The organism is Halococcus salsus, from assembly GCF_009900715.1.
GTDB classification, from domain to species: Archaea; Halobacteriota; Halobacteria; order Halobacteriales; family Halococcaceae; genus Halococcus; species Halococcus salsus.
In genome coordinates, this window is the sequence record NZ_JAAAJC010000006.1 from 135,630 (window position 1) to 145,147 (window position 9,518).

Consider the following 9,518-nt stretch of genomic DNA (forward strand, 5'->3'; position numbering starts at 1 on the left):
TAAGGGTAGTGGGTATCGTTGGGTATGGCACTCGAAACCGTCGTGCTGGCGGTCGGACCGGGCGACGCCGAACGTATCGACGAACTCGCCGAGACCACGATCGACATCGTCGGGTCGTCGGGCGCATCGGTCGTGCTCGGGCACGTCTTCACCGAGGACGAGTACGCGAACACCGTCGAGAGTCTTGGGTTCGACGCCGGTGGCGAGGTCACGCCGAACCGCGTCGCGGCGCGTCACGCCACGATCCGCGAGCTCGCCGACCGGCTCGAGGCCGCGGGTATCGAGTACTCCGTCGGCGGGGCGGTCGGCAACCACGGCGACAGCATCATCGGGCTCGCCGAGGAGGCCGACGCCGACCTCGTGGTCGTCGGTGGGCGGCAGCGCTCGCCGACCGGCAAGGCGGTGTTCGGATCGACGGCCCAGAAGGTGATGCTCTCGGCCCCGTGCCCGGTGACGTTCGTCCGGGCCAACAGCGAGTAGCGCGGTCGGTTCGGAACCGTGGTCGTCGAGCGTGTGGGTCCTAGAGGGACGGCCGACATGGTCGTTCGATAGGCTTTTCGTTCGCTCCGATCCGGTACCAGAACGGTATTCTTACGGTCACGGTGTGGATAGGAGTGATATGTCCTCCACGTCCCCGAAGATCGGGATCATCGGTCTCGGGAACATCGGCCGATTTCATGCCGATAGACTCGTCGACCACGGGGCCGATATCGTCGGCGGGGTCGATATCAACCCCGACGCCCGCACCGCCTTCGCCGACGCCTACGCAACGAGCGCTTACGAGAAGGCCGACGAACTGTTCGCCGAGGCCGAGGGGGTCGTGGTCGGTACGCCGAACCGGTACCACGAGGAGTACGCCACGATGGCGCTGGAGTCGAACACGAACGTGTTGCTCGAAAAACCGCTCGCACACACCATCGAGAGCGCGGAGGCGATCGCCGAGGCCGCCGCCGACAGCGAGGCGTTCGTGATGACGGGCTTCGAGAACCGCTTCGCCAACTCCGTCGAGGTGCTGAAGGGGTTCCAGCGCGACGGCCGGTTCGGCACCGCTCACCACGTCGAGGCCAACTACATCCGCCGGCGGGGGATCCCGGGCCGGGGGTCGTGGTTCACGAGTCAGGCCTCCTCGGGCGGCGGGTCACTGATCGATATCGGCGTCCACGCCATCGACCTCGCGCTCTACTTCCTGGACTTCCCCGAGGTCGTGGAGGTCTCGGCCACCACGCGCTCGTCGTTCGGGTCACGCGAGGACTACGCCTACATCGATATGTTCGGCGAGGACCTCGGCCCGGGCGAGTTCGACGTCGACGACTCCGTGACCGCGTTCATCAGATGTGCGAACGGCGCGACCGTCTCGCTCGAAGCCGCGTGGGCCACCAACCGCCCCACGAACCACGAGTTCATGCTCCGCGGCAGCGACGCCGGGGCCTGCTTCGACCGGAGCGAGGACACCCTCAAGATCTACGAGAGCGGGAAGAAGGGGACCGACCACCTCGCGGACACCGACATCACCACTCGGACGAACGACTCGATGGCGGCCGAGCAGGCGGCGTTTCTGGAGGCCGTCGAGAGCGGAACCCCGCCCGAGATGAACACGCTCGAACAGGGGATGGTCGTCCAGCGCGTCATCGACGCGATCTATCGCTCCTCGGAGAACGGCCGGGCGATCCGGCTCGACGGGGCGAGCCACGACGCGGCCGTCGAACTCGACTGAAACCGGTCCCGTTCGTCGAACCGAACGAGCGCGGCGATACCCAACGGTTTTCCGCCCCACGATGGTAGCCTTCCCAACAGGATGAACTCGATAGAGATAGCGCTCAGACTGGTCGGCGGGGGGGCGTTGATCCTCGCGAACGGCTTCTTCGTCGCGATCGAGTTCGGTCTCACGCGTGCGCGGCAGTACTCCGAGTCGGAGTTCGTCGAACCCGGCGACACCGGGCTCGAACGGGCGTGGGCGATGACGGAGGACCTCGAGATCTACCTCACGGGCTGTCAGGTCGGGATCACCGCCGCGAGCATCTCGCTCGGGATCGTGGCCGAACCCGCGCTCGCGGCGATCCTCGAACCCGTCTTCGGCGGCACCGTGCTCGCCTCGCTCGGCGCGGGCGCGCTGCTCGCCTTCCTCGTGGTCAATCTCGTCCACGTGGTCTACGGCGAGCAGACGCCGACGTATCTCGGGGTCGAGCGCTCGAAGCAGGTGTGTCGGTACGGCGCGACCCCGCTGTACTGGTTCACGCGGGTTATCCGGCCGATCCTCGATCTGGGTGACGCGGTCGCGAAGTGGACGCTGGGGCTGTTCGGCGTGGAGATGACCGGTGCGTGGCTCGAAGCCGAGGCCGACGTGATCGAGGGACGTGCGGACCTCCATCGACGCCTCGGGTCGGTGCTCAACGAGAGCGACCTCCCCGAGGAGCGCCGTGAGGAGGTGATGAACGCGCTCGCGGTCGGGGAGATACCCGTATCGGACGTCATGGTGCCCCGCGAGGCGGTCGCCGGGCTCTCGACCGAGAACACGCCCGCCGAGAACCTCGCGGTCGTCGAGGAGAACCCCTACCTCCGATTCCCGCTGTTCGGGCCCGACGACGAGTATCTGGGGGTGGTCTACCTCGCGGCGATCACGAACCGGTTCGAGGCGTTCCGGAACGGCGAGGTCGACATCGAGGCGTTGGCGACCGCGCCGATGACGCTACCGGTCGACGAGGAGGTCAGTGACGCGATCGACCGGTTCCAGGCGGAGAACCAGGAACTCGCGCTGATCGAGGCGGACGGCGAGGTCGTCGGGCTGCTCACCGTCACCGACGCCTTCGAGGAGGTCATGGGCGACCTCGACGACCCGATCGACGACTACCAACCGGACCGACGACCGACGAGCGGTCGTGGTCCCGACTCGTCGGGGGACCCGGCATGAGTCGGACGTGTAGCCGGGACGTTCGGCGGGTTCGAGGCGTCCACACGACGGCCGCAGTGGAGGGCCAACGATGAACGCGGTCGAGGTCGGCGTCCGGCTGCTGGTCGGGGTCGGGTTGATCCTCGCGAACGGCTTCTTCGTCGCGATCGAGTTCGCGCTGACCCGAGCCCAGCAGTACACGAAAGAGGAGTTCGTCGAGTCGGGCGATCGTGGTCTCGAACGGGCGTGGGAGATGACCCAGAACCTCGAGATCTACCTCACGGGCTGTCAGATCGGGATCACGGCGTCCAGCATCGCGGTCGGGATCGTGGCCGAACCCGCGCTCGCGGCGCTGTTCGAGCCGGTGTTCGGCGGCACCGTGCTCGCCTCGCTCGGTGCGGGGGCGATCGCGGCGTGGCTGATCATCAACCTGTTGCACCTCACGCACGGCGAGCAGGCCCCGACGTATCTCGGGGTCGAGCGCGCGAAACAGGTGTCCCGATACGGTGCCACCCCGCTGTACTGGTTCACCAAGCTCATCTGGCCGCTGCTCCGGATCGGCGACGTCTTCGCCAAGTGGACGCTGGGGCTGTTCGGCGTGGAGATGACCGGTGCGTGGCTCGAATCCGGCGACGACGACGAGGACGTCGACGGTCGGGCGGACCTCCACAGACACATCGAGTCGGTGCTCGACGAGAGCGACCTCGCCGGCGAGCGACGCGAGGAGGTGCTGAACGCGCTGGTCGCGGGCGATATGTCGATCCGGGGAGTCATGGTGCCCCGCGAGGAGGTCGTCGCGTTCTCGACCGAGAACACACCCGCCGAGAACCTCGCGATCCTCGAAGACCACTCCCACTCGCGGTATCCGGTGGTCGGCGAGGACCTCGACGAGTTCGTCGGGGTCGTCTACCTCCCGACGATCGCGAGCCGGTACGACGACCTCGCGAACGGTGCGGTCTCCATCGAGGACCTCGCCGCCCCGCCGATGACGCTGCCGGCCGACGAAGAGGTCAGCGACGCGATCGACCGGTTCCAGGCGGAGAACCAGGAACTCGCGCTGGTCGAGGCGGACGGCGAGGTCGTCGGGCTGTTCACCGCCACCGACGCCTTCGAGGAGGTCATGGGCGAACTCGACGACCCCTTCGACGAGGCGGAGCGGCGCGACCGCCATCGTGGCCGGGGATCGCCGACCTGAGCCGGCGGCGGTGAGCCCCGGACACCGGTGTGGGACCTGAAGCTTTATTCGTCCGCCCGGAGAGGTCCCCTGTATGCAGATCGGCGTCCTCACCGTTCCATTCGGCGGCCAGTCGCTCGACGAGACCTGTTCGTACCTCGCGGACCTCGGGGTCGAGCGGGTCGAACTCGGCTGTGGCGGTAGTCCCGGCGACGACCACCTCACGCGCGAAGAGTACCTCGACGACGACGAGGCACAGTCGGAGCTCCACGCGCTCCTCGACGAACACGGGCTAGAGGTCAGCGCGCTCGCGACCCACAACAACCCGATCCACCCGGTCGACGACCACGCCGCCGAGGCCGACACCGAACTCCGCGAGGCGATCGAACTCGCCGACCAGCTCGGTGTGGACACCGTCACCACCTTCTCGGGGCTGCCGGGCGGGAGCCCGAACGACGAGGTCCCGAACTGGATCACCGCGCCGTGGCCAACCGAGCACAAGGAGGCCCACGACTACCAGTGGGAGGTCGCCGAGGAGTACTGGAGCGAGATCGCCGGGGTCGCCGACGACCACGGCGTGAACGTCGGCATCGAAATGCACCCGAACATGCTGGTCTACGAACCCTCGGGGATGCGGCGACTCCACGAGGCGGCGGGCGACCGGATCGGCGCGAACTTCGACCCCTCACACCTCTACTGGCAGGGTATCGACGTCCCGGAGGCGATCCGGTATCTCGGCGACGCGATCCACCACGTCCACGCGAAGGACACACGAGTCTACGAACCCAACTCGAAGGTCAAGGGCGTGCTCGACACCGCACCGTACACCGAGGAGGCCGACCGCTCGTGGCTCTTCCGAAGCGTCGGCTACGGCCACGGCGAGTCCCACTGGAAGGACGTCGTCTCGACCCTCCGGATGGTGGGCTACGACGGGGCACTCTCGATCGAACACGAGGACTCGCTGACGAGTTCGCGCGAAGGGCTCGAAAAGGCGGTCGACATGCTCTCCCGAGCGGTCTTCGAGACCACGCCCGGGGACGCCTACTGGGCGGAATAGAACGGTATACGGTTCACGTCCCGTTCTTTCCGGGTCGTCAGTCGGCCCCTTCGGGCTGGTCCGACGTGAACGCGTCGCGGGTGTTCGTGGCGGTGTGGCCGAGCAGGGTCCCGAGGCTTTCACGTCGCCTGGCGAACAGCGCGAGACCGAGCACGACGTAGACGACCGTGTAGACGTAGAGTATCTGGATGCTGACCTGTGTGGCGGCCGGTTCGGCGATCGTCCGGATGACGTAGAACTCCGCGACGACCTGCGAGACGAACAGTACTAAGAGTGCGACCGCCTCGCGGACGCTGATCTCGAGGTTCGTGAGGATGGCGATGGCGAAGAGGCTCTGGGCGGCCGTGATCCAGATCTCGGCGGCCTGCTTCGAGTCGAACGGCAGCGTCCCGATTGCACCCGCGGAGATCGAGTAGACCACGGCGAGCGTGCCGATCAGGAGGGTCCACTGGTTGAGCTTCGAGGAGATGAGCGCGTTGAAGCCGGCGGTCGAGCGGGCCTTGTTCACGAGGTAGGCCACCACGACGAGTTCGGGGCTCTCGCTCGCGAGCGGGGCCACCCATTGGATCATGAAGAACTCGGGGACCCCGTACTGGAGGCCGACCTGTTCGAGCCCCTCCGCGAACGGGTGGACCGCGGTGAAGATTATCGCACCCGAGAAGGCGAAGCCGACCAGGACGACCCCGATGCGGGCCAGCTTCGGGTAGGTCTGGAAGTAGGCCGGGACGCCGACGTTCTCCTCCGGTTCCTCGACGTCGCCGCGGATGATGACGAACAGGTAGAAGACGTAGAGGCCGACGAGCAGGAGGGTGTCGATCGGGCCGATCCCGCCGCTCAACGGGATGAAGAAGGCGAAGAGGGTCGCGACGAGCAGGAGGACGATCTCGAGACCGATCTCGCGGTCGAGGACGACGACGTCGGCGAGGAAGCCCGAGCGCTCCTCGACGGCCGCATCACCCGAGCGTTTCGCCCGGGAGATGCTGAACAGCGCGATGCCCGACCAGCCGAGGCCGATCAGGATCCGGTTCGCACCGGTCATGTTGGCCACCGCGAGGTTGGCCGCCTGGTCCGACCCCGCCCCCGCCTGCCAGGCGTAGAGCGCGTCGACGGCGTACTCGGGCGCGACCGCCAGCACCGCCAGCACCGCGATGGCGAACGCCTGGGGGACGTCCTTCTCGGCGGTCTCGGCCGCCCACGCGAGCAGGAACGCTGCGCCGAGGATGGCGAGTCCGCCGACGGCCACCGCGAGAACCGGCAGGATGTTCTCCCCGGGGTGAACGGTTCCGTAGCCGCCGTACGAGAAGAACGTCACGATCCAGGGGATCGTGAGCAGTAGCGCACCGGCGACGGCGACGAGGGGATGACGAAACCGTTCGAGCATTGGCTGGGAAGTCGTGATCCAGGTATTTGTGTGCTGTTATCGGGGCGAACCGGGATCGGTCAGGGCCGGTCCCCGCCGGTGAGCGTGCGGGCGGTGGTGCGGAGTCCCGCCTCGACGGTGTCGGCCGCCGCCATCAGCGTCGTCCCGAGCACGCTCATGACGAGGACGTAGCCGACGGCGAACGCCGGGATCGTCTCGCTCAGCACCGGACTGCCCGACTGCGAAGCGACGAGCGCCGCGATGATCAGCGAGAACTCCCCGCGGGTCACCAGCCCGCAGCCGACCCGGACCGAACGGCGCGTATCGAGGTCGTAGAGGCGACCCCCGAGGTAGCCCGAGACGAATTTCGTCGGGGTCGTGAGGACGACCGCGACGGCGAGTACGCCGACGACCCCGACCACCGCTCGCGGGTCGGTGGTCAGCCCGATCCAGAAGAAGAAGACGGCCGCGAAGACGTCCCGAAGCGGGATCAGCCGCTCCTCGATGCGCTCGACGTGACGGGTCGAGCTGAACCCCATGCCGACGAAGAAGGCCGCGACCGCCTCGCTCGCGCCGACCGCGAGCGCGCCGCCGGCGATCAGGACCGTGACCGCGACCGTCCGGAGCACGAACTGCTCGTCCGAGCGAACCCCGAGATACCACTCGAAGAGCGCTTCGCCGAACGCGACGAGCGCGACCAGCGCGAGGAGAAAGCCCGCGACGACGGCGATCCCGGTCGCGGCCGTCGCAAGGTCGCCCCCGCCGGTCAGGACGGCCGCGAGCGCCGCGAGGTAGACCGCGATCACGAGGTCCTCGAAGACCAGCGTGCCGAGGATGGGACCGCTCTCGGCGTTCGCGATCCAGCCGAGGTCGATGAGGGACTTCGTGATCACGGCGCTGGAGGAGATGTAGACGACCCCGCCGAGCACCACCGCTTCGAGGACCGTCCAGCCGAGCGCGAGCCCGATGCCCACCCCGATCGGGAAGTTGATCCCGAGGTCGACCAGCCCCGCCTTCACCATCCGGTCGCCGCTCTCGAGGAGCTGGTCGATCGAGAACTCGAGGCCGAGGAAGAACAGGAGAAAAACGATCCCGAGCTCGCCCGCGACGGTGATCACCTCGTTGTCGCCGAGCGAGGGGAGACCGAGCGCGCCGAGAGTGTAGGGGTTGACGGCGAGCCCCGCGAGGACGTAGAAGGGGATCACCGACTGGTCGAGCGCCCGTGCGAGCGCGCCGCCGAGCGCGATGGCGGCGAACATCACACCGAGTTCGAGCAGGAGCGTCTTCGCCATTCAGGCCCCAGATTCGTCGTCGGTACCTCCGGCGGCGAGGTCGTCGAGACGGCGACAGGCCGTCTGCGACCCGAGCACGACGAGGGTGTCGTCCGGCTCGATCCGGGTTTCGGGGCCCGGGTTCGTGATGGTCTCCTCGCCGCGCTGGACGGCGATCACGGAGACCCCGAGCTCCTGTCGGAGGCGCGTCTCCGCGAGGGTGCCGCCGACGAGCGACGACTCCGGTTGGACCCGAGCCCACTCGATGAGGGTGTCGTCCGAGAGCACCGTGTCGATCGTCTCGGTGCGGATCGGCTGGAAGTACGCCCCTTCGAGGATGGTTCCCACTTGGCGGGCCAGCCGGTCCGAGACCTCGAACAGTTTCTCGGCGTCCGCGTCGGGGTCCGCCCGAACGAACAGCTCGCGCCGGCCCGTGTTGTGGATCACGATCACCAGTCGCCGTTCGTCGTCGAGTTCGACCTCGAACTTCTTGCCGACGCCCGGGAGGTCGGCCTCGTAGACGGTCATGGTAAACGTCGGTCGGGGGGCGACAAAACCTCCCGGGTCGGGAGTCGTTTCCGGGTCGACCCGTTCATCGGCGGTCACGTCACCCCCGTGAACCGTTGTCCTACCGAGTCTACAGTCCCGACCGTCGTTCGATTCCAAGCGCGGAAGTACGTTCAGTGTATCCCTCGACGTCTGTCCCTCTCCAACTATCGGCAAAAGGTACTGAATGATACACGTATGGCAATAGTTTTTACAATGGCGATAGCGCGTTCGGACAATGCCACGCAGCAAGGGGAAGATCCGGGGGATGGCAGGAGAGCTATCGGTGAATCGACGTTCGTACTTGAAACTCGCAGGGGTAGCGGCGGGGTCGGCGGGACTGCTGTCGGGACCGGCGAGCGCGGCGTTCACGCGTCGCGGGATCCAGTTCAATCGAACCGTCGATATGGTCGAAGATGCAGGGTGTGACCCGACAGGGAACGAACCCTGCGACGACCAGATCACCGCGGCGGCCGACGATTATACCCTGCTCGAGTTTCCGGAAGGCGAGTACAAGATCACCGAGAAGAACGCGGTTCTCGGTCTCACTAACGTGGGATTTCTGGGGGTCGGCGACGCACGCTTTACGGTTCCGGAGGACTTCAACGAGAAGGTCTTGGTGGTGGACCGGGGCGAAGGGGTGCTGTTCGAGGGTATCGACATCGACCAACGGGCCGACGGGGCGACGCCCGCGCTCCACATCGCGGGCGACGATAACGTCCGAGTTCACGACGTCGAGCTCATCGGTCAGGGGATCAACAGGGATTCGATCCCGAAAGGGGAACCGGGCTACTCACCGGGCGTCGGAGGGGGGAGCGGTAATCCACGCGTTCACGACTTCTTCTACCCGATCGTTCGCTCGGAGAGCGGAACGGGTCTGGTGACGAACCTCCGGGCGAACAATCACGGGTTGATGGGGTCGTACAACGCCGGCAACGGTCGAAGCGGTATCTGGGTTGGTATCGGGACCTACGGCACGATCACCTTTCGGGACTGTCACATCGAGGAGTTCGGCTCGAACGGCTGTTACACCAGCCGAACCTACGGTGTGGTCCAGTACGAGGGTGGAACCTACCGGAACAACGACAACAATCAGATACGGTTGGGGAGCGAGAACAGCTACATCGACGGGGCCAGTCTGGAGGTGGACGCCGATGCCAGTGAAGCGCCGAACCCGTACGAGGCGCTCAACTACCGCGGGGTGCGCATCGAGATGGGGCACA

Annotated in this window: 9 protein-coding genes; 6 read left to right on the forward strand and 3 right to left on the reverse strand. The window is 66.8% G+C overall.

Translation table 11 applies throughout. From position 1 onward, the window contains the following. Positions 1–24 precede the first annotated feature (24 nt). The 5 genes from GT355_RS14280 to GT355_RS14300 all read left to right on the forward strand — a co-directional run bounded on the left by GT355_RS14280 (position 25) and on the right by GT355_RS14300 (position 5,118). A complete protein-coding gene (locus tag GT355_RS14280; protein ID WP_160135240.1) occupies positions 25–480 on the forward strand; it encodes a universal stress protein in 456 nt (151 codons plus the stop codon). 139 nt (positions 481–619) lie between these two features. After that, complete coding sequence (locus GT355_RS14285) at positions 620–1,714, forward strand: Gfo/Idh/MocA family protein (RefSeq protein WP_160135241.1); 1,095 nt, start codon at positions 620–622, stop codon at positions 1,712–1,714. Positions 1,715–1,795: 81 nt separating this feature from the next. Further along, complete coding sequence (locus GT355_RS14290) at positions 1,796–2,908, forward strand: CNNM domain-containing protein (protein ID WP_160135242.1); 1,113 nt, start codon at positions 1,796–1,798, stop codon at positions 2,906–2,908. Positions 2,909–2,978: 70 nt separating this feature from the next. Then, positions 2,979–4,082 carry a hemolysin family protein gene (locus tag GT355_RS14295; RefSeq protein ID WP_160135243.1) on the forward strand — a complete coding sequence of 368 codons (1,104 nt, stop codon included), beginning with the start codon at positions 2,979–2,981 and terminating at the stop codon, positions 4,080–4,082. A 73-nt stretch (positions 4,083–4,155) separates the two neighbouring features. Next, complete coding sequence (locus GT355_RS14300; RefSeq protein ID WP_160135244.1) at positions 4,156–5,118, forward strand: sugar phosphate isomerase/epimerase family protein; 963 nt, start codon at positions 4,156–4,158, stop codon at positions 5,116–5,118. 37 nt (positions 5,119–5,155) lie between these two features. On the opposite strand, the gene GT355_RS14305 is transcribed toward GT355_RS14300, so the two are convergent. The 3 genes from GT355_RS14305 to GT355_RS14315 are packed head-to-tail and all read right to left on the reverse strand — an operon-like array spanning position 5,156 to position 8,277. Beyond that, positions 5,156–6,499 (reverse strand): sodium:calcium antiporter, encoded by a 1,344-nt coding sequence (locus GT355_RS14305; protein WP_160135245.1) that lies wholly within the window; start codon positions 6,497–6,499, stop codon positions 5,156–5,158. A 59-nt stretch (positions 6,500–6,558) separates the two neighbouring features. Next, on the reverse strand, positions 6,559–7,770 hold the full coding sequence (locus GT355_RS14310) for a cation:proton antiporter (protein WP_160135246.1): 1,212 nt from the start codon (positions 7,768–7,770) through the stop codon (positions 6,559–6,561). Next, positions 7,771–8,277 (reverse strand): cation:proton antiporter regulatory subunit, encoded by a 507-nt coding sequence (locus GT355_RS14315; protein ID WP_160135247.1) that lies wholly within the window; start codon positions 8,275–8,277, stop codon positions 7,771–7,773. 256 nt (positions 8,278–8,533) lie between these two features. Between GT355_RS14315 and GT355_RS14320 the strand changes: the two genes are divergently transcribed. Further along, a partial coding sequence (locus GT355_RS14320; RefSeq protein WP_160135248.1) for a twin-arginine translocation signal domain-containing protein occupies positions 8,534–9,518 on the forward strand: 985 nt, incomplete at its 3' end.

Bases quoted from the DNA above. Each gene is read 5' to 3' on its own strand.
- GT355_RS14305 (WP_160135245.1), bottom strand. From the start codon at position 6,499: ATGCTCGAACGGTTTCGTCATCCCCTCGTCGCCGTCGCCGGTGCGCTA.
- GT355_RS14295 (WP_160135243.1), top strand. From the start codon at position 2,979: ATGAACGCGGTCGAGGTCGGCGTCCGGCTGCTGGTCGGGGTCGGGTTG.
- GT355_RS14290 (WP_160135242.1), top strand. From the start codon at position 1,796: ATGAACTCGATAGAGATAGCGCTCAGACTGGTCGGCGGGGGGGCGTTG.
- GT355_RS14310 (WP_160135246.1), bottom strand. From the start codon at position 7,770: ATGGCGAAGACGCTCCTGCTCGAACTCGGTGTGATGTTCGCCGCCATC.
- GT355_RS14285 (WP_160135241.1), top strand. From the start codon at position 620: ATGTCCTCCACGTCCCCGAAGATCGGGATCATCGGTCTCGGGAACATC.
- GT355_RS14300 (WP_160135244.1), top strand. From the start codon at position 4,156: ATGCAGATCGGCGTCCTCACCGTTCCATTCGGCGGCCAGTCGCTCGAC.
- GT355_RS14280 (WP_160135240.1), top strand. From the start codon at position 25: ATGGCACTCGAAACCGTCGTGCTGGCGGTCGGACCGGGCGACGCCGAA.
- GT355_RS14315 (WP_160135247.1), bottom strand. From the start codon at position 8,277: ATGACCGTCTACGAGGCCGACCTCCCGGGCGTCGGCAAGAAGTTCGAG.